The following is a 20714-nucleotide window of genomic DNA, read 5'->3' as shown; positions in this document are numbered from 1 at the left end:
TCATTATATTACTAAATAGATATATGACCATATACCAATTATGACAACAAGACAACTTCTTCTCACAATTCTGATGCTGCCCACACTGGCCGTTGCACAGGATCCGCTGACGATCCATGAAGCGATGCGTGAAGCTGCCAGCAATCATCCACAACTTAAGGCCGCAGAGGCACGAACTCAGGCGGCACGAGCACAAGCTCGACAGGCTGTGGGCTATCGTCTGCCCTCCGTCGACATCTCGGAGTCCTTCATCCGAACCAGCAATCCGGCTGAAGCGTTCGCCTTTCAAATGAATCAGGAACGCTTCAGTATGCAGGAGTTCGGCAATCCGGCAAACGATCCGAACAACCCCGAGCCGCTCAACACGTACATGACACGCGCTGAAGCGACACTTCCAGTCTTTGCCGGCGGGATGTTGCATGCGCGCACCCTGCAGGCTCGTCGAATGGCCAGAGCGGCGGGCCATGAAGAAGAACGCACCCGTGAAGTCGTCGCCCTGGATGCGGCACAGGCCTGGATCAATCTTAACAAGGCGCGCGAATATCAGGATCTCATGCGGCGCTCGCTTGCGACGTCCGAATCGCATTTGCAGCGTGCACGTGAGTATTTCAATCAAGGTATGCTCGCACCCTCTGACATTCTGCGCGCGGAAGTATACGTAGCCGAAATGCGTGAGTACAAAACACGCGCAGATGAACAAGCGCTACTCGCCCTCGCCGCACTGAACTTCCATCGCGGACGTCCGCAAGACGAACCCGTCACTCTCGCGGATCCGGAAGACGCAGGAATCCCTAACTTCGAAATGGAACAAGCTCTTCAGAACGCACTCGAACAGCGGCCTGATTACCTCGCAGCTCGCGAGAAGCTCTCAGCAGGCAAAGCCGAAGTGACAGCAGCGCGCTCAGGGTTTCTTCCTCAAATTGGCATCACAGCCCACTATGATTGGTACGATGACAAACTCTTCGGCGACAACGGCGAGTCATGGGCCATTATGGGTCAGGCCAAACTGAATCTCTTTCGCGGCGGAGCGGATCGTCATGCGACACAGAAAGCAATCCTCGATGCCCGTGCTGGAGAAGAAGATGTCCACCGTTTCTCGGAAGGCATTAAACTGGAAGTGCGACAGGCGTACGCGGAACACGCTTCTGCCAAACTGCGTCACGAGGCGGCGGTCGCCGCGTTGAATTCGGGGCGCGAGAACCTGCGTGTAACGGAAGCCCGCTATGAGCAAGGTGTTGCGCAAACGACGGACCTGCTGGACGCACAGACTGCACTGCGCGAACTGGAAATCCGCGAACTCACGTCGCGTCACGACAAGCTTCTTGCTGAGTATCGCATTCTCTTTGCTACTGGTCACACACTCATCAACAGATAAACCATGAACACTCGACTGATAATTTTCTCCACAATAGCGCTCGCTATGCTGCTTGCAAGCTGCTCGCACGACGCCAAATTGGTGCCTTCGGAGACGAGAACGATACAAGCGCGAACCGCGCAAGCCACCGAACGCAACGTTCCACGCCTTATCGCAGTGCGGGGAACGATTCATGCTCAGGACGATGCCGTGCTCTCGAGCAGGGCAATGGGTCCTGTTGTTCGCGACCATGTTAAACTCGGCGACCGCGTCCGCAAGGGCGATGCCTTGATTGAAATTGAACCGCAGATGAGCAACGGCGGTTTGGCGCAGGCGCAAGGTGCTCTGGCGCAGGCACAAGCCGCGCTGTCACTTGCTGAACGAAATCTCAAGCGCTTTGAGTCTCTCTATGAAGCGAAGGCCTGCTCTCAGCTTGAACTCGACATGGCCCGCATGCAGCAGGAAACCGCTGCGGGCGCAGTCAAGCAGGCGCAGGGTGCTGTGGCACAGGCAAGTGCGGTTGCCAATGAAAGCGTGCTGCGCGCACCGTTCGACGGTGTGATTGTAGAGAAATTTGTAAACGTCGGAGATCTTGTCGGCCCGGGCCGTCCTGTGGTCCGCGTCCAAACAAAGCAAGGTCGTGACCTGCATTTCAATGTCAGGGCGAGCGATGCTCCACAATTGACTCTTGGTACTCCGATTGCCTGCGTACTCGATCACACACAGCAGAATGTTGAAGCCGTGATCACTGAGATCGCCCCCTCTGCCGATCCGATGACGCACTCAGTTACGGTAAAGGCGCGCTTAAGCGATATCGATTCACTCTCCGCTGGCTTTACAGCAACGGCTGAAATCCCCGGCGGACCGACTACGGCACTGCTCATTCCCGCATCGGCTGTTCTGAAAACCGGAGGCTTGCAACTGGTCACTACTGTCGACGAAAGTGGCGTAGCCCGGACTCGTGCAGTAACCGTTGGCCGCGTGCGAGGAAATGACGTAGAAGTACTCTCCGGTGTGCAGGCAGGTGAAGTGGTGGTGTTGGACCGCACAGGTGTGATTCCTGAAGGCACTCGAATTGAGAGGATGAATGGATGAGTGAGCGCAGTCCAGAACAAATTCGGGATGAAATGGAAGCGCTCCGCCGCGAAGCGAAGCGCGAAAAACTTTCCCGCCGCAAAATCGGTGCTTCCGGAAGGCTTGCTGCTGCATTCCTTGAATCCAAACTGACGCCGCTGCTCGTGGTCGCGTCTTTGCTTGTCGGTGCACTGGCGTTGATGGTGACTCCGCGCGAGGAGGAACCTCAGATTAAAGTTCCGATGGTGGATGTGACAGTCGGCCTGCCCGGTGCTACGGCACAGGAAGTTGAACGCCGCGTAGTCAGTCCGCTGGAGAAGGTTCTTTACGAAATCGAAAACGTTGAGTATATCTACTCCACGTCGCAGCCTTCGGGCGGCATGATCATCGTCCGCTTCTATGTCGGAACAGACCCCGATCAGGCGGTCACGCGCATCCATGCAAAACTCGCGGCTCACCCTGAGGTATTGCCCCAAGGTTCGACACAACCGGTCGTCAAACCGCGCACCATCGATGATGTGCCCGCGTTGGCGTATACGCTGTGGAGCACGACGTCATCCCCAACCGAACTGCGACGAGTAGCAGACGAGCTGCGCAACGAAGTCATTCAGCATCCGCGCGTGGCGCAAGCCTGGTTGATTGGCGGACAGCGACGCGTTGTGCGCGTGACCTTCGACCGTGACAAACTCGCGTCTTATCACGTCTCACTTCTTCAAGCATACGGCGCGATTAGCAGCGCCAATTGGAGACTTCCGGCGGGGCAGATGACCGCCGCCGATGTCACGACGGACGTGCAGGTTGGGGCATTCGTCAAGAACGTCGATGAGGTGCGCAGCCTCGTGGTCGCAACCTATCAGAATCGTCCAGTCTACTTGAGTGACGTCGCTGAAGTTGTGGATGGCCCCGAGGAGGCGGCTCAATACGTCTGGATGGGTAGTGGTCCATCCGCACAGGAAAAGGACATCGCGGTTGCGGGCATCGACGCGCCGGCCATCACGCTGGCGATCTCCAAAAAGCCCGGCACGAATGCGATTGACTTGGTGCACGAACTCGATGCGCGTTTGGACGAATTGAAGGGCGCGCTCGTTCCCTCCAACGTAACCATCACAAAGACGCGTGACTATGGATTCACCGCAAAGGAAAAGTCCAACGAACTGATTCTTCACGTCGGCTTGGCTACGGTGTCCGTCGTGCTGCTGATGCTGCTGATGCTGGGTCGTCGCGAGGCCATCGTCGTGCTTGTCGCGGTTCCCGTCACGCTGGCTTTGACTCTCGCGGCAAGCTATTTCTTCGGTTACACGCTCAACCGCGTCACCCTCTTCGCGCTCATCTTCTCCATCGGTATTCTTGTCGATGATGCCATCGTCGTGGTGGAGAACATTCATAGACACTATCAACTCCGCTGGACGAATGCCAAACATGCGACCATCTTTGGCACTGACGAAGTGGGCAATCCTACAATCCTTGCCACGTTAACCGTCATCGCCGCACTTCTGCCGCTGGCCTTCGTTTCAGGATTGATGGGACCCTACATGCGCCCGATTCCGGTCAACGCGTCGGCTGCGATGTTCTTCTCTCTGCTCGTGGCGTTCATTGTCTCTCCGTGGCTGACGTACCGCCTGTTCGGCGGTTCAAAAGCGGTCGACTCTCAACATCATCATTACGATGAAACACAGGAAGAGGGAAAGCTGCAGCAGATGTATTCGCGGATCATGAAACCGTTGCTCGCGAATCGCAAGAAGCAGGTGCTCGCACTGGGCGGAGTCGTCGGAATCCTGTTTCTGGCGATGGCGCTCTTTCCCCTGCGTTGGGTCGTCGTGAAGATGATGCCCTATGACAACAAGAGTGAGCTTCAAGTGGTCATCGATGCCCCCGAGGAGTTCTCGCTGGAGCGCACGAATGCTGCCGCACGCGAAATCGCGCAGCACTTCACCGCGATGCCTGAAGTGACGGACTATCAAGTTTACGTGGGCACGTCCGCGCCGTTCAACTTCAACGGACTCGTGCGCTACTACTTCATGCGTTCCGGTTCAAACGTTGCGGACATCCAGGTCAACCTTGTCAACAAGCATCTCCGCGATAAGGAAAGCCACGACATCGCCAAGGAAGTCCGCAATGAGTTGTTGCCGATTGCCCAAAAGCATGGCGTGAACTTGAAAGTAACGGAAGTTCCTCCGGGGCCGCCCGTGCTCTCGACTATGGTGGCGGAAATCTACGGACCCGACCGCGAAGGCCGCAAGCAAGTGGCCGCGCAGGTGAAAGATATTTTCCTGAAGACTGAAGGTATCGTAGATGTGGATTGGCTGGTTGAAGATCAGGCTCCGCTCGCGGAGTTTGTCGTGGATCAGGAGAAAGCTGCGGCACTCGGGATCAGTCCTGAGCACATCACCCGCACGCTGCGCGTTGCACTGAACGGTGCCGAGGCCGGACTGCTTCACGCTGAAGATGATCGAGCCGCCGTTCCCCTTGTTCTGAGACTTGATCGCGTGCAGCGTTCGCGCGTGGATGAACTGGCGTCTTTGAAACTGCACGGTGCACAAGGCCAGCTTGTGCCGCTTGGCGAACTGGTTCGTACAGTTCCTAAAGAGCGCGAGTCCTTTATCTATCACAAGAATCTCCAACCGGTCACCTACGTGCTCGGTGAAGTCGCCGGCACGGAAGAGTCGCCGGTCTATGGGATTATGAATATGAATGAGCGACTCGCCGATGTGAAGACTCCGAGCGGCGTTGAGCTTGCGGTGATGTCCACGCACATGCCGACCAACAGTCAGGAGTATGCGCTGAAGTGGGACGGTGAATGGCATATCACCTACGAAGTCTTCCGCGATATGGGCGCGGCCTTCGGTATCGTGGTGCTGCTGATCTACGTTCTCGTCGTGGGCTGGTTCGGATCGTTTATTACGCCTCTGATTATCATGGCGCCGATTCCACTCACTTTGATTGGAATTCTGCCCGGTCACGCCTTGCTCGGAACATTCTTCACGGCGACCTCGATGATTGGTTTTATTGCGCTCTCCGGGATTGTCGTCCGCAACTCGATCCTGCTCGTGGATTTCATCAATCAGGAAATCCGCGCGGGCGAGTCTCTCGAGGACGCGGTCTTAAAAGCCGGCGCGGTACGCTTCCGTCCGATTACGCTGACTGCGCTGGCGCTGGTCGTCGGCGCGGGCGTGATCTACCTCGATCCGATTTTTCAGGGCTTGGCAGTCTCGCTGATTTTCGGCGTGATAGCTTCTACGGCTCTCACCCTTGTCGTTATTCCGCTGCTCTACTATATCTACCTGAAACTCGCGGGCACGGATCAATTGTTGGATTCAACGGAACAAAATTCATAAGGCAGGAGTAATAACATGCGTGTCGAAGAAGCTGTTAGGCTGTTGGCGGGTTTCATGATTCTTTTGAGCCTCGCGCTGACGATGTGGGTGAATCAATGGTGGATGCTCTTAACTGCGTTCGTGGCTTTGAATCTCATACAGTCATCGTTCAGCAAATGGTGCCCCGCGATCACTATCTTCCGCAAACTCGGTCTCAAACCCTAAGGTTCTCAAATGGAAATGCTCGTCGTCTTTGCCAAGGCCGAAATGCGCGAAGAGATCGCCCTGCTCTTGCAGAAACAGGGCGTTCCCGGATTCACGGAAATCGCTGATGCACATGGTGTCGGCACGAGCGGCCCTCGCATGGGTAGTGCCGTCCATCCTAAAACATCAGTGATCCTGATGACTGTCGTGGATTCAGAGTTACGCGCAAGAATTGTCGAAATTCTGAACACCTACGCCAAAGAATGTAATTGTCATCTGTCGTGCGTATATTGGCCGGTCGTCTCCGCCATCTAATCCAAAAAACATGACTGCGCAAACAAATCAGAAGGTTCCGACTTTGGAAATGGTCTCACACATCGCCACGATGTTAAAGGCGATGGGGGATCCCATGCGCCTGAGAATTCTATACTATCTCAGACAGCGGGAGTTCTCTGTTAGCGAACTGGTGGACGTGCTCGGGTGCAGTCAGGCCAACGTGTCCAAACACTTGGCTATTCTCAAAGCCGCCGGTCTGGTCGAATCTCGGACGGATAAGCAAAGCCGACTCTATCACGTGACGGATCCTGTTGTAAATTCCGTCTGCGATTCCGTTTGCAGTTCAATTGAGAGGAAAGCCATGAAGTAGCGCGTGCCCTCTTCCCCGGGACATGCGCACGCTTCATCAAGCCCCTGCTAAGCTCTTGCTGAACAGGGGTTTCGCTTTTCGGGAACTTTACGGTATCTGATGCGTTGAACATAAGAACAACCAAGCCTGCCCGGCTTCCGTTGTTTCGTCTTGAGCACTGGCCCAACATTTCGTAAATTAAGGTGTTCCGCACACCTTTCTCCAGGGCCACCTATGCTCCTCCGCCTGCTCGCCATCCTGCTCCCCTTAGCCTCCTTCGCAAACTACTCTTTCCTCGGTCAAGTTACTGGCTGGCAAACCGCTGATCGCGGCGCAGTCATCCTCTGCGATGGAGGAGAATTGCACGTACAATTCCAGACCGCAGAAATTCTTCGAGTAACTTTGGTGCGTCCGAATGATCCGGAGCCGCTATTATATGATGCGCTCGACGCGAACTTCCTGATTGCCGCCAATTCGCAAACATGGGAAACAGTAGTGTCTGAATCGCAAGACCGGATTAGTATGCACTCGTCCGCGATTGCTTGGACCATCGACCGCGCGAACTCACGCATGACAATCTCAGACGGCGCTGGAGCAATCATTCTCCGCGATGACTCCACTATGGCCTACGGCTGGGACGGCAATGAAGTCCGCACATGGAAGCAGCTTGCTCTGGGTGAAAAATTCTTCGGACTCGGCCTGAAGGGAGGAGGACTCGACAAGCGTGGCCGTGAACTCCAGATGTGGAACAGCGACATCCCCGCCTATCAGGACAACACTGATCCGCTTTACCAATCCGTTCCGTTCTATATCGGAGTGCGCGATGGAATCGCCTACGGCATCTACTTCAACAACTCCTATCGCACAAAATTCAATTTCGGTGCAGGCCAGCAGCGTTACTCTTCCTTCTCCGCGGAAGACGGCCCTCTGGATTACTTCTTCATCTACGGCCCCACAATTCGCGACGTCGTGCGCCGCTTCTCGGATCTCACCGGCAAAATAGAGTTACCGCCGCTCTGGGCGCTGGGCTATCAGCAATGTCGCTGGAGCTATTACCCTGAAACCGAAGTGCGCCGCATCGCACAGACCTTCCGCGAAAAAGACATTCCCTGCGACGTCATCTATCTTGATATTCATTACATGGACGGCTACCGTGTCTTCACGTGGGACAGCACACGCTTCCCGCAGCCGCAGAAGATGGTTGATGACCTTGCCAAAACCGGATTCAAGATCGTCCCGATTATCGATCCGGGCGTCAAAGCGGACTGGGAGTATAAAATTGCTCGCGAAGGTCTCGCGGACAATCACTTCGTCAGATTCCCTGACGGCACCGTGCACGTCGGCGAAGTTTGGCCCGGACCATCCTACTTTCCTGACTTCTCAAGACCCAAGACGCGGAGTTGGTGGGGAAAACACATCGCGGATCTTCGCAAGCTTGGGCTTCGCGGATTCTGGAACGACATGAATGAGCCTGCCTGTTGGGGTCAAGCCTTTCCTCTGGAGACCGTCTTCGACGACAGCGGCCGCAACTCTTCGCACAAGAAGATGCACAATCTCTACGCGCTGCATATGGCGCAAGCCACTCGCGACGAGCTGTTAAGGGCCTACCCGAACGAACGCCCCTTCATTCTGACGCGCGCAGGCTTCGCCGGCATGCAAAAATACTCCGCCGCATGGACGGGAGATAATGTCGCCTCCGAAGATCATCTTGAACTCGGCATTCGCATGATGCTCGGCATGGGACTCTCCGGTCAGCCCTTTGTCGGAATGGACATCGGAGGATTTATCGGAACGCCGTCACCGGAACTCTTTGCGCGTTGGATCCAAGTGGGAGCGGTCTCGCCCTTCTGCCGCACACACACGCACTACGGTTCACCCGATCAGGAACCGTGGTCGTTCGGTGAAAACATCGAAGACATCAGCCGCAAATTCATCAAACTCCGCTATGAATTGCTGCCGTATCTCTACACTCTCTTCTATCAGTCGAGTGTGAGCGGTGACCCCATCTGGCGACCGATGTTCTACGAATTTCAGGATGACCCCATGTGTTACGACTGGGGCTATCAGCAGCAGTTCATGCTCGGATCAAATATTCTCGTTGCTCCCGTCACACGTGAAAAACAGTATACCAAGAAAGTCTATCTTCCCGCAGGCCGCTGGGTGTATGGAAATACAGATCGCGTATACGAGGGAAAGCAGGAGGTGATCGTTGACGCACATCTTGATTGGCTCCCGATGTTCGTGCGCGAAGGCTCAATTGTGATTCGACGGGACGCGCAGGACTTCGCCGACCAGAGGGCCGTTCAGCAATTGATAGTTGACGTTTATGGATCAACAGGGAAGACAGATACGCTCTTGCAGTCTACACATACCCTCATCGAAGATGACGGCAGGAGCTTTGACTTCAGGAATGGCAAGTTTCGGGAAACCTTGTACGAATATCTTGCGCAGAAGAAATCGCATCGGATTTCGCGACGTGTCGCCGCAAACGGTTACACCTTGCCCGATCGCTCATTGACGATTGTCTTTCATGGCGTTGCCGCAGCACCCGATGTTTTGCGCTTGAATGGCGCGGCGATTTCCCTGAATGACTCCCGCATCAGTTTTGATCCGGATCGTCGCCGTCTCGAAATTGACCTGGCCTCCGAATTCAGCTTCCAATCGTTCGAGTTCTTTGAATAGAGACAAAGCATATGAGCCTTTCCACGCTGGACCTCATCATCATCGTCATCTACTTCGCGGCGGTGTTTTCGGTGGGAATCTACTTCGCCCGCCGTCGGAAGTCGGATACGACAGGCTACTTTCTTGCGGGCCGAAATGTCGGGTGGTTTGCGATCGGTGCGTCCCTTTTCGCGACCAACATTTCAAGTGAGCACTTCGTCGGACTGGCAGGCTCAGGAGCTGCAGGCGGCTTGGCCGTCGGACATTTCGAATGGCTCGCCTGTCTCATCGTCCTCCTGCTCGGTTGGGTCTTCGCCCCGTTCTATTTGCGTTCGCAGGTTTTCACGATGCCCGAGTTTCTCGAACGCCGCTACGATGCCGCAAGTCGTTGGTATTTGACCGGCGTCTCGATCGTCGCCTATGTGTTGACCAAAGTATCCGTCACGTTGCTGGCAGGTTCGCTCCTTTTGAATGTCCTGCTCGGTTGGGACATCTACACGTCCGCAATTGTCATGGTCGTCGCCACCGGCATCTATACCGTGATCGGCGGATTGACAGCCGTCATCTACACCGAGCTTGTGCAGGCGGTAGTTCTGATTGGCGGAGCGTTGACACTCACGCTGCTCGGATTGAGTGAAGTCGGCGGGTGGGATAATCTCGTCGCCTCCACGCCTCCTGAGTACTGGAGTATGTTCAAAGCCATGGATCATCCCGACTTTCCGTGGACGGGAATTGTCTTCGGCGCGCCGATCCTCGGGATATGGTATTGGTGCACGGATCAGTATATCGTGCAGCGCGTGTTGAGCGCGCGAGGTTTGGAGCAGGCTCGCAGCGGCGCGATCTTCGCAGGCTACCTGAAAATCCTGCCGGTTTTCATTCTGGTTCTCCCCGGCGTTATTGCGCATGCGCTCTATCCTGAGGTCGCAGGTGATCAGGCCTATCCTGAAATGGTCTCGCGCCTGCTTCCGGCTGGCGTGAAAGGAATCGTGATTGCCAGTTTGCTCGCCGCGTTAATGTCCTCGCTGGCGTCGTGCTTCAATAGTGCGTCCACACTTTTCACAATGGACATCTATAAGAAGATTAGACCGGATACTCCTGAAAAGCGGCTGGTCACCGTCGGTAGAGTTGCCACCGGAGTGGTGGTTCTGCTTGGCATTCTCTGGGTGCCGTTCATCAAGGTAATCTCGTCACAGCTCTACGTCTACCTGCAGAGCGTGCAAGCCTACATCAGCCCTCCGATTGCGGCCGTATTCATTTTCGGCTTGCTATGGCCGCGCGCCAACGGCAAAGGTGCGATTGCTGCGTTGCTTACCGGCCTCGTGCTTGGCGCAACCCGCCTGATTGGAGAGCTGATTCACAAGCAGACTGCTTTGGCCGAAGGCCCGCTGCGCTGGATGGTGGAAATGAACTTCCTGCATTTTGCAACGTTTCTGTTCATCATCTGTTCGATTGTGCTGATTGCTGTAAGTCTTTCCACACCTGCGCCCGGCATGTCTTCTCTGTCGGGACTGACGTTCAAATACACTCCCCTTGCCGATAGGAAGACCGCCGACCCCAGGTTGCATCGGTTGAATATCGGCTGGAGCGTGTTGCTTGTTTCACTCGTGTTGTTGCTTTGGGGCCTGTTCTTCTAAAGGATTGATTGTATGTCTCGCGCTCGCTTGCTGCATGTTTTGACTTTCGCATGGATGATTTTGTATTCCGCCGCGTTTGCCGCGCCGGTGCACACGACCTATCTTTGGCACCTTGAGCAGCCGATCTACTGGCCCGCTCCGACGAGTTACGGTTCGGGCTACGAAACGGCGATGGAGTCCATCTGGCGGCGCAACGCAGGAGCCACGCATCCGGAAAATGATGTCGCGGGAATCTTCACAGTCGCCGACAGAATTGCGGCCTATCAAGATCGCCCCAAGAACTCAATAGCCACTATGAGCGGAGTGGATGCCGGAGCACAAGTGACTTACTCCGGTGGGCTGATTCGCAATGTGGCAAGCCTTGCCGCAACGAACTTCGGCGGCTACACGGCGGCATGGAACTCACACTTTCAAACTGCGCGGAACTGGATGACTACCGGCGGCAATCCTCGACTCGAGATGACGGTGATTTCCTATCATCACAGCTTCGCGCCGCTGATAGATTCGGAAGTTCTCAAGAAAGACATTCAAATCTATCAGAACGTCTATGCAACCGTCTGGGGGGCGTCACCTCCTCAAAGCAAAGGATTCTTCCCACCGGAGATTGCATTCAGTCAACGAATTATTCCGGTTCTGCGCGACTGCGGACTCGAATGGACGTTCATCGCTTCCACGCATCTTTCCCGCGCCTGCAGCAATTTCTCTTTGACACTCGGCACCGGAGGGGAGAACTGCAATCCGCCGAATCGCGCAGATCAATTGAACCCCCCGCAAAACAACTGGCGCACTCAAACGATTTCGCGCGGTTGTTCGCCGACGGATGCCGTGCCCTTCGCGTTTCAGCCGCATCGCGCGATCCACGTGGATGCCTACACCGGACTTGCCGACACGATAGTCGTGATTCCCGTCGCGATGTCGATGAGCTGGCAGGACGGCTATCAAATGTATAACCCCGATGACATTGACCTCATTGCGGGTTGGAACGATCCCACTCAACCGATGCTCGTTACGCTTGGTCACGATGGCGACAATGCGTTCGGGGGCGGTTACTCATACTATATGCAAAGTGTGTCGCAGTTCACAAGTCAGGCGGTCGCGCGCGGCTATGAACCTACCACCGTGCCGGAGTATCTGGCCGACCATGCTCCTGCGCTGAGTGACATCGTTCACGTCGAAGACGGTGCATGGATTAATGCCGATGGTGATTTCGGAGATCCCGACTTTCCCAACTGGATGTGGCCGCCGCACTCGGCAATCGGACAAATAGATATTGACAACGGCTGGGCGATTGATGCGCACAATTGGGCGGTGATTACGGCCGCAACCAATGTGGTGCTGACTGCTGAAGACATTTCCGGCCCGTCATACATTCCCGCAATTCAGAATCCGCGCACGAACCCTCCGACATCGCTTGATCTCGCGTGGCACTTTCTTCTCGGGTCATTAAACTCCGGCTACATGTATTACGGCACGACACTCGACATGGAGATGAAACCCGTCGTCGCGTGCAACGCGGCGCTCGAGCACGCAGAGCAAGTCATCGGCGGCGCGGCGGACGCGACTCCTCCTACTATCTGGACACTTCAACAGTGGCCGCACAATCCGGGCGAGCTTGGGTTCGGTCCGCTGCACGGCTATCAACAAGTTCAGAATCCTCGCGATTTTCGCGTCTGGACATTTGTCGCTGACTACAGCGGGGTGGAAGCATGTTCGCTTTACTACCGCTTGGACAACGACGGTGAGAATCCACTCGCATCATTTGAGAACGAAACCTATGCAGGCGGTGCGGAGGTAACCTCCTGGAGAACACGCGCCATGACCCGCAGAAACTTCCCCGCAGGCAATCCGTATAATTACGGTGATATCGTTTTCGATGAACTCCCGTCGCGCATTGCGCAGCAATATACCTATCATCTCACTGACGGTGAAGTCACGGATTCCGGCGGAGTGCTGTTGGACTACTTTGTACAGGCGTGGGACAGCGCCGGCAATACGAAACGTTCTGACATCTATCACACGTATGTCGGAACCGGGCAGGGAAGCACCGGCGACGATCGTGTCTGGTGGCAACCGCAGACTCCCGAAGGTGGTTCAAGCGTGACCATCTACTACGATGCCGCGTTTGGCACATTACCGCCTAATTCAAATCCCGTCTATATTCACATCGGCCACTCAGGTTGGCAAGGCATCCTGACTCCCGATCCGCAGATGATCTTTGACACAGAAGCTGGTGCGTGGAGATATACCTATAATACTCCTGCCGGCGCAACATCTGTGGACTTTGTTTTCCGCGACAACTTGGGAAACTGGGACAACAACTTCGGACAGGATTGGCACATCACAGTGATTCCTTCAGGATCACCCGGCTTTGTCATGGACGGCGTGCGCGACGCAGGGTCGGTGGAGATTGGAACAGATGGTGCCATGCATCTGTGGGCCGATTATGACGGTTCAAATCTCTATCTGGCAACGGAGAGCGCGCAAGGCACGGGTTATGATCGCTTCCTCTTTGTTGCCCAATCTCCATCGGCTCTTCAAGCCGCACCTTGGGCAAAGTCCGGACAAGTTGCCGCATGGAGCGCGTATATTGGCAATGAAGAGTCCAACGGGTGGCGCGGCTGGTTTGATGCTCAGGGTTCCGTTGCACTCGCCTCGTCAGGAACCATTGTGGAAGGATCGCTTAATCTCGCAGAGGAATTCAGCGATGCGCCCGATTCGGTCTTTGTGTGTCTCGCGCGCTATCAAAGCCCGAACGGCGGAACTCTGCAGGGACAGATTCCCTCGGCAAGCATTCCCAACGGGAGCATTGAAGCCAGCGAATACCGCGTGCTGCATCTCAAACCGCGCAACCTCACTCTGGCAACAGACGGTTCAACGGTCACACTCCGCTGGCAGGGCAGTGAATTGGCGCAGGCCTATCGCGTCTGGCGCGTGGCGTCGTTTGCGGCTGAACCGCTTCTTCTGGGGACGACGGACGGCTTGAGTTTCACCGACTCCGTTGCAGTCTCACATGCGATATATTGGGTGGATATCCAGTTCTAATTCTAATGACTGAAATGACCATTATGAAAGTCACTCTTCTCGCGCTGCTTGCGCTCTTCGTCCTGTTTGCCTGCAAAGCCTCGTCCACCGACACCGTCACACCGCCGCCGGACATGACTCCGCCGGAATGGTCGCGCAATGCGGTCATCTATGAAGTGAATGTGCGGCAGTTCACACCGGAGGGAACATTTGCGGCATTCGCGGAACACTTGCCGCGATTGCGCGAACTCGGCGTCGATATTCTCTGGTTCATGCCGATTCACCCGATTGGTGAACTCAACCGGAAAGGCTCGCTCGGCAGTTACTATTCTGTGCGCGATTACCGCGCCGTTAATCCGGAGTTCGGAACGATGGACGACTGGCGGGCACTCGTGCAGCAATGTCATGAACTGGGCTTCAAAGTGATTATCGACTGGGTTGCCAATCACTCGGCGTGGGACAATCCGTTGACGGTCGAGCACCCGGAATGGTATACGCGCGATAACGCGGGGAACTTCGTGCCGCCTGTTCCGGACTGGTCGGACGTGATTGACTTCAATTTTGACAATCCTGATCTTCGCGATTGGATGATTGAGTCCTTGAAATTCTGGGTGCGCGAATCAAACATTGATGGCTATCGCTGCGATGTGGCCGGTATGGTTCCGCTCGAGTTCTGGCAGGAGGCAACGCGGCAGTTATTCGAGCTGAAGCCCGTCTTCATGCTGGCCGAGCACGAAGCCGCCGAGTATCACTCCGCATTTCACGCCACATACGGCTGGGAATTCTTCCATAAATGCGTGGATGTTGCTCGCGGCGAACGTGTAGTCAACGACTTGTTTACCTATTTTGAACGGGATCGCTCAGCGTATCCCGCGGAAGCCTATCGAATGTATTTTACGAGTAACCATGACGAGAATTCGTGGAACGGCACCGAGTTTGAGCGATTTGGCAATGCCGCAAAACCCTTCGCCGTGCTGGCATTCACTGCTCCCGGCTTTCCGCTTATCTATAATGGTCAGGAAGCAGGCTTCAACCGCCGCCTGCTGTTCTTCGAAAAAGACTCCATTGACTGGGCGAGCAATGACTATGCGGCGTTCTATCAGAAGTTAGTTGCCCTGAAACACCGGCATCCCGCGCTGCGCAACGGCGCGCACGGCGCTCCGCTCGTGCGCGTGCAAACGAGTGGCGATGCCGCTGCCATGTGTTTTCAGCGAACGAGCGGCACGTCAAGACTCGTCATTCTCATCAACACGTCGCAGACCGGCGTCAACTTCACCTTGACTGATGAGTCAATCGCCGGAAACTACCGCGAAGTCCTGACGGAAGAGACGACCACACTGACCGGGCATGAAGCAATGACGCTTGCAGCCGGAGTCGCCAAAGTGTTTGAATCAGTCGAATAGTGCACCTGTTTGGTCACAATAAAAAGCCGTGGCCAATCTGACCACGGCTTTCTTCAACATCTATGGTGCTGACTATGGAGCGACCGCGCGCACTTGGAAGAACTGCTGGTTACCCAGTGGCGTCACGGTGTAAGTGTGATCGGGCGTGTTGACGAGAATACTTCCATTCTCGAGAATGCCGTCGGAAGATGTATGACCAAACACGTCGAACGTGGCGCGAGCCGGTCCGTCCCAACGCAGAACGGCATTTGTGCCCTCGCTATGGATGGTCAGATTGTACGGAGCGCACACCCAGTTATCCCAGAACATGTTCCCCAAATCTTGCGTTGGATTGGAGTCATTCACTTCAAACAGACGGTCACCGATGTGTTCCCACTCGGTTCCATCTGCAACGTGATAACGGAACTTGAAGGCATGACTGCGCGATGAACCGGCCGGGAACAACACATCGAGAGTATATTGCTGATTCAAGTCAGCGTCATCCATACGCTGACCGGCCCACCCGTTGAACGTGCCCGCGACTGTGATGCTGTCCACAGTAAGTCCCGTACCGAGCAGACACTCCACATCACAACGGAACGTCACGGTCACAGGACTTGCAGTCGGATTGGGAATCACATACGTCACAGTGATATCAGTGTCGTCAAACAACGTGAAGGATTGATTGGGTCCGACCACCAGCCAGTTGTCTGCTTCATCCACACAGCCCCACTCAAAGTCAACGGCCCCGCCGTTCGGCACCATTTCGAAGAGGCGCGAGAATACGTGGTCGCCGGCTACGAGGTCGCCGTTCGTGCCGTCGTCGTAGAGCTGGTAGTTCCCGCCTGACCAGAATGCGTCGTATTCGCGGTAGAAATTAAAGGACCCTTTCATATAAATCGTGTCGTGCGTCATGCCGGGATCTTCGACACGGAAGAGCACGTCCGCATACATCGGCGACGTCCACGACAGCGAATCAAAGTTCGGATCAATCGAATTGTTTGCTAAGTCGCGGATGCCTGCCGTTAGCGAAATACCATACTGCGATCCATCCGTGAACCCCGCAAAGTTGTAGATTCCGACGGTCAGATTGTTGACGTAACGGAATCCAGTGAACGGCCAGCCGTGAGGAATGTAGTTGGACGAATTGTTCAGTGAAGCCAGCAGCATCGGTTCATTGAACAACAATTCGACTGAGCGGCGATCGATTTGATGCACTGAGATCAAACGCGGCGCCACGACATCACCGAATGCAGCCTGAATAGTATAGGGGAACTGCACCGAAAGCGCACGCGCTACTGCGCCGTTGTCGCTTGGGAAATTCGCCTGCGCCGGCAGACAGGCCACACCGCCTTGCGTATCCCATGCAGGCCTCAGCCACATTGAGATATTCAGGGTCGCGCCGGCTCCCGGTGTGCCGATCTGATTCTTGCGAATTGCGACCTCCGTCCACTGATTGCCTCCGCCGGCATCCGTTGTAATCTCAGGCTGCTGCACCCACGTGTTGATCGTCCACGTGTTCAACCCCGTGAATTGTGAGTTCTGGTCCGTTGTGTTCCATTGCATCACGAGATCGTATTCGGGCTTGAACGCCATCGTATACGCGACATTGTTCGCGCCCCAGCAAGCAAACGTCCCGCCTCCAGCCGTGCTTCCCACGTCGAAAACGATGTGGACGTGCACGCTCTTCCCATCCACCCACGGATCGTTGTCCGCATCATATCCGAAATAGACCCACTCAGCGTCGTCCGTCACGTACAGTCCACCGTCAAGGTTGAACTCGAGCGGCAGTGCCTGCGACGTGGTCGAATGATCCGGAGTGTTTCCCCAGCCCGCGTCTTTGATGCCGTCAATTATCGGCGTAAACGAGGGCACCGCATTTGCGATCGCGGCAATCAGCATCGCCGCGTAAAAAGCCATACTGCGCATGTGTTTCATGGTGTCTCCTGTAAGTGTGTCATCAGAAAATGAAATGGTATCAATGTAAGCAGTTCTTAAATCCCGCCGCGCGCCCGCACGACGTAGAAAGCTCGATCGCCGGGCAGGACGGATAAGTCGTCGAATGTCGTGAGTGAAGTTTCCCCCAGAAAGTCATACGTTCCGGTGGACGTTGCGGCGCGATAAATATCGTAGCTATGCGCACCCTGCACGGGCGCCCAGAACAATCTGGGAACTCCGGATTCGCCGTTAATCGATAACTCCGGTTCAATCAAATCACCGGACAGAATGTTTTTCGTCCGCGCGCCCATCAGCGGCAACGGACCGGAGGCATACGGAGCATAGATGCGATAGCAATGGGAAAGCGTTACCAGATTGCCTACTGGATTTGCCTGCGGCAGCGCACGCGTCGTGATCTGATTGTCCTCCTGCGTGACGTGTACGGACAGCGCTATCCCGACGGGACTTCCCAAGTCAGACCAGGGGATGCGCATCTCCGTATACGGATTGCCCGACCAACCGTTATAGCTGCTGGCACCGTGCTGCCCAAACTGCTGATAGATCCAGCTTGTTCCGGTCCAACGGTTGACTTGAATGTTGCCCGGTCCGCCTTCAATGGCGATTTGATATTCAATCCGGAACGGATTCGCAAAGAGAACGCGGCCCCACGAGTCGGTCGCCGCACCTGAATTCGGCTGCTGATTAGTATCAATATTGACAAACAAATCTCCCGTACTCAAGTCTTTGCGCCAGTAACCGATGTAAAGCGCAAGCGAATCCCATGTAATTGTGAGCGTATCCGCCGCAGCAATCAAACATTCATTCGCCACATCAAAATCACGCGTGCCGTCAATGACGATGGTATGCGGTGTCAGTCCGTTGGGAACTGCAAGGAGTGCTTCGTCAAAGTCCGGGTTCACGACATTACCACTCATGTCCGTGACGTTTATCACCGACACAACCCCGCTTTCTCCGCCCGCGAGATTGGGAGAGACGGTCAACCGAACTCGCGTCCAATCCCCTTGCCGGACTGCTGCGACAACACTATGCGGTACGACGAAACCCGACAAAGCCCAATTGGCCGGCGTTTCAGCAAGCGTTTGATTTACGGCTTCATTGAATGAGAGTTCGATTGTGGTGGAGTTGATAAAAGCCGCCTGCGCGTTCAGGCGCGGACCATAGACATCGAGATTGAGTGACGTCAACGCCTCAAGTTCCGCCACGCGTCCGTTGACGTCCGGCGCGGATGTTGGACCGGCGTAAAGCAGGTACGAAAACTCTCCGCTTCCCCGCAACTCATCGCCGCGCAGCAGCGTACCCGCGAACTCGGTGACATGCGTCGTGCCGCCGTTGTTCTTGATTAAAGCTCCTGTCGCGCCGCTGTTCGGATTGCGAAAACCCGAATAGGCCTGATCAGGATCCCAAAGTCGCTGCATCTCCGCATCCCAAATCATACCGAGCAAGTCCGGACTGAAGCCATGCCGAATGTAACAGTCCTGATTACCGACGTCATACCTCGCCTGCAAATACGGAGTGCCGGACGACACCTCGATCGTCTTTTCGACAGACCCGAAACTCATTCTAATCTTCGCAAATGCGTTCGAGTTCTGGTCGATCGACAATGTGTAGAGATCGTTTCGATAGGTCGGACTCACGTCTGCAAAGGCCGCCTGATGATTGTTCGAGGAAGGTTCGTCATAGTCGCCATCCGTCTCCGCCCAGTATGTGTTGCAGCTCCCGACAATTGAGAAATTCTCTCCCCCCGGTCCTTTGCTGAAGACATATTGTGCACGACCGCCAATTGATTCGAACACCGCGTAGACACGGTCATTGTGTATGACAAGCTCCTCGATACCGTCCACGTCAATATCGCTGAAAAATGCTCCGCACGTGTTGGCATACAGCCCCGCCGCCCAGCGTGCGGCTTCCGCATACACTGCCGCGTTCTTGATATGCGCGCTATAGCGATGCTGCCAGCCGCTGATCGGCCCGCCCATGTAGTCGTGCCACGCCGTCTCGTGCAGATTCGTCATCATCACGTACCAAGCGGTCTCTGACAGAGTGTTGTTCGGAGCGCCGTTGACCTGATTGTAGACGGTTGTCCAGATTTGACCGTAGTTCCACGCGGGCGCATGAAAGTCAGACAGCGACGCCGTTCCCGCCCAGTGTGTGTACCAACTATTGTTCGTTCCGCCGTATCCGTTGTTCCCACCGATCAATCCGTACGTTCCGTTCCCTACTTCAATTCCGTTCCCGGCAAAGTCTCCGTGATTTAGTGCGTCGTCAAGCTTCCAAATATCGACAGCGGGATAGTTGTCTGCAGCCCAGTTAAGCACTTGCGTATAGTTCTCAAGACAGTCCGGACAGTCAAAGTCCGCCATCTCCGCGGCGGCTTCCCAATCCGTTCCATAAACAATAATTCCGTAGCGGCCCGTGCCTTGAATCTGCGCGATAGCAGCACCCGGATTATAGTGGCAGTTGCCCGTGAACTCGCCGTCGATGGGAATCACACGCAAGACAACTCCGGAGCCGTTATTCATCCAATGAATCTTCCGGTCACTATAACCCGCCACGTGCGGCCAGTCATCAAGAATCACCGCGTCAATTCCGTGCTGCGTCCAGTTGTCGCCGAGCCATGAATCGTTTAACCCTGCATCGGGATAGTGCCCTTGGGCAAGCCAGACGCGTTCCGGAATCCACGCCACGCGAGGTGAGTAGCCAAGCTTATACTCGATCAGATCCTGCTCGATACTGACCGCCCAGTTGTTCATGTTATTGTAAACGAACGGCATGATGTGCTGTGCGTAGGCTGAGCCAAGCATAGCCACCCAACCTTCGGTGATTCCATCACGCAGCCACTGCAGAAACGGTCGGTCATACCAGTCCGCCGCGGTGATCAGCGTTCCAGAAAGATGAAAGTTTCCCGGAGCGTTACGTGCTTGGTGCAATTCGAGGATTTCGTCAAAACCTTCACTGCCGTCCTGCCCGCGAAACACGTCTGTATAGGTTAAGCCTTGATTTCCGTGATGCACGAACGCGCAATTGCCAACGTCACCGTCTAATGATCGATGAGAGTCACGAGTCCATTCGATTTTGTCATGGATGACACTTGCGTTGTAGGTCTCGACGCGAATCGTGTTCACGCCTGCCCAGTCATCCGGCCTCGCAATGGCCCACTCAAGCACTCCGCGATAGGTCTGTTCGCGCACGGCCGCACTTCCGGTGCCTCCGCTTGTCAAGCGGGCTATGAGTCCCTTTGCATCACGAACTTCCCATCTGACATCGCACCGGCCGATCCAACTCTCCCGAATAGTGGTCTTGCAATAGAGCGAGTCCTCGGTCTCTCGGTAGAATAGGTTGCAAAGGTCAACGTCACCTCGTGCCACGTCATTGATCTCATCCTTCGCAAGCCAATGCTCGAGCTTCCAGGGAGTGTCGCGGTAACTCACATCCGCACTTGTGACTCCAACCATACACAGCAATAGCAAGATCATCTTCTTCATACGC

At 55.3% G+C, this 20714-nt stretch carries 12 protein-coding genes; 10 read left to right on the top strand and 2 right to left on the bottom strand.

Features of this window, described 5'->3' with window-relative positions; translation table 11 throughout:
* The first annotated feature begins 40 nt into the window (after positions 1 to 40).
* The 10 genes from KJZ99_10705 to KJZ99_10660 all read left to right on the top strand — a co-directional run bounded on the left by KJZ99_10705 (position 41) and on the right by KJZ99_10660 (position 15290).
* Positions 41 to 1375 (top strand): TolC family protein, encoded by a 1335-nt coding sequence (locus KJZ99_10705; protein ID MCL4306376.1) that lies wholly within the window; start codon positions 41 to 43, stop codon positions 1373 to 1375.
* A gap of 3 nt (positions 1376 to 1378) precedes the next feature.
* On the top strand, positions 1379 to 2449 hold the full coding sequence (locus KJZ99_10700; GenBank protein MCL4306375.1) for an efflux RND transporter periplasmic adaptor subunit: 1071 nt from the start codon (positions 1379 to 1381) through the stop codon (positions 2447 to 2449).
* A 32-nt stretch (positions 2450 to 2481) separates the two neighbouring features.
* On the top strand, positions 2482 to 5763 hold the full coding sequence (locus tag KJZ99_10695) for an efflux RND transporter permease subunit (GenBank protein ID MCL4306374.1): 3282 nt from the start codon (positions 2482 to 2484) through the stop codon (positions 5761 to 5763).
* A gap of 15 nt (positions 5764 to 5778) precedes the next feature.
* Complete coding sequence (locus KJZ99_10690; GenBank protein MCL4306373.1) at positions 5779 to 5967, top strand: DUF2892 domain-containing protein; 189 nt, start codon at positions 5779 to 5781, stop codon at positions 5965 to 5967.
* 9 nt (positions 5968 to 5976) lie between these two features.
* Positions 5977 to 6261: a hypothetical protein gene (locus KJZ99_10685; GenBank protein MCL4306372.1), complete on the top strand. Its 285-nt coding sequence runs from the start codon at positions 5977 to 5979 to the stop codon at positions 6259 to 6261.
* 10 nt (positions 6262 to 6271) lie between these two features.
* Positions 6272 to 6592 (top strand): winged helix-turn-helix domain-containing protein, encoded by a 321-nt coding sequence (locus tag KJZ99_10680; protein ID MCL4306371.1) that lies wholly within the window; start codon positions 6272 to 6274, stop codon positions 6590 to 6592.
* A 213-nt stretch (positions 6593 to 6805) separates the two neighbouring features.
* Complete coding sequence (locus tag KJZ99_10675) at positions 6806 to 9253, top strand: DUF5110 domain-containing protein (protein ID MCL4306370.1); 2448 nt, start codon at positions 6806 to 6808, stop codon at positions 9251 to 9253.
* A gap of 11 nt (positions 9254 to 9264) precedes the next feature.
* Positions 9265 to 10866: a sodium:solute symporter gene (locus KJZ99_10670; GenBank protein ID MCL4306369.1), complete on the top strand. Its 1602-nt coding sequence runs from the start codon at positions 9265 to 9267 to the stop codon at positions 10864 to 10866.
* Positions 10867 to 10878: 12 nt separating this feature from the next.
* Complete coding sequence (locus KJZ99_10665; GenBank protein ID MCL4306368.1) at positions 10879 to 13908, top strand: hypothetical protein; 3030 nt, start codon at positions 10879 to 10881, stop codon at positions 13906 to 13908.
* Positions 13909 to 14021: 113 nt separating this feature from the next.
* Positions 14022 to 15290 (top strand): DUF3459 domain-containing protein, encoded by a 1269-nt coding sequence (locus KJZ99_10660; protein MCL4306367.1) that lies wholly within the window; start codon positions 14022 to 14024, stop codon positions 15288 to 15290.
* Positions 15291 to 15362: 72 nt separating this feature from the next.
* Here KJZ99_10660 and KJZ99_10655 read toward each other — a convergent pair whose 3' ends face one another.
* Together KJZ99_10655 and KJZ99_10650 are read right to left on the bottom strand one after the other, a co-directional pair.
* Positions 15363 to 17207, bottom strand: a complete 1845-nt coding sequence (locus tag KJZ99_10655) for a hypothetical protein (GenBank protein MCL4306366.1) — start codon at positions 17205 to 17207, stop codon at positions 15363 to 15365.
* Positions 17208 to 17263: 56 nt separating this feature from the next.
* Positions 17264 to 20710 (bottom strand): hypothetical protein, encoded by a 3447-nt coding sequence (locus tag KJZ99_10650; protein MCL4306365.1) that lies wholly within the window; start codon positions 20708 to 20710, stop codon positions 17264 to 17266.
* Between the last annotated feature and the right edge of the window lie 4 nt (positions 20711 to 20714).

The organism is bacterium (genome assembly GCA_023382385.1).
Lineage (GTDB): Bacteria > Electryoneota > RPQS01 > RPQS01 > RPQS01 > JABWCQ01.
This window is presented reverse-complemented; position numbering and strand designations above follow the sequence as displayed.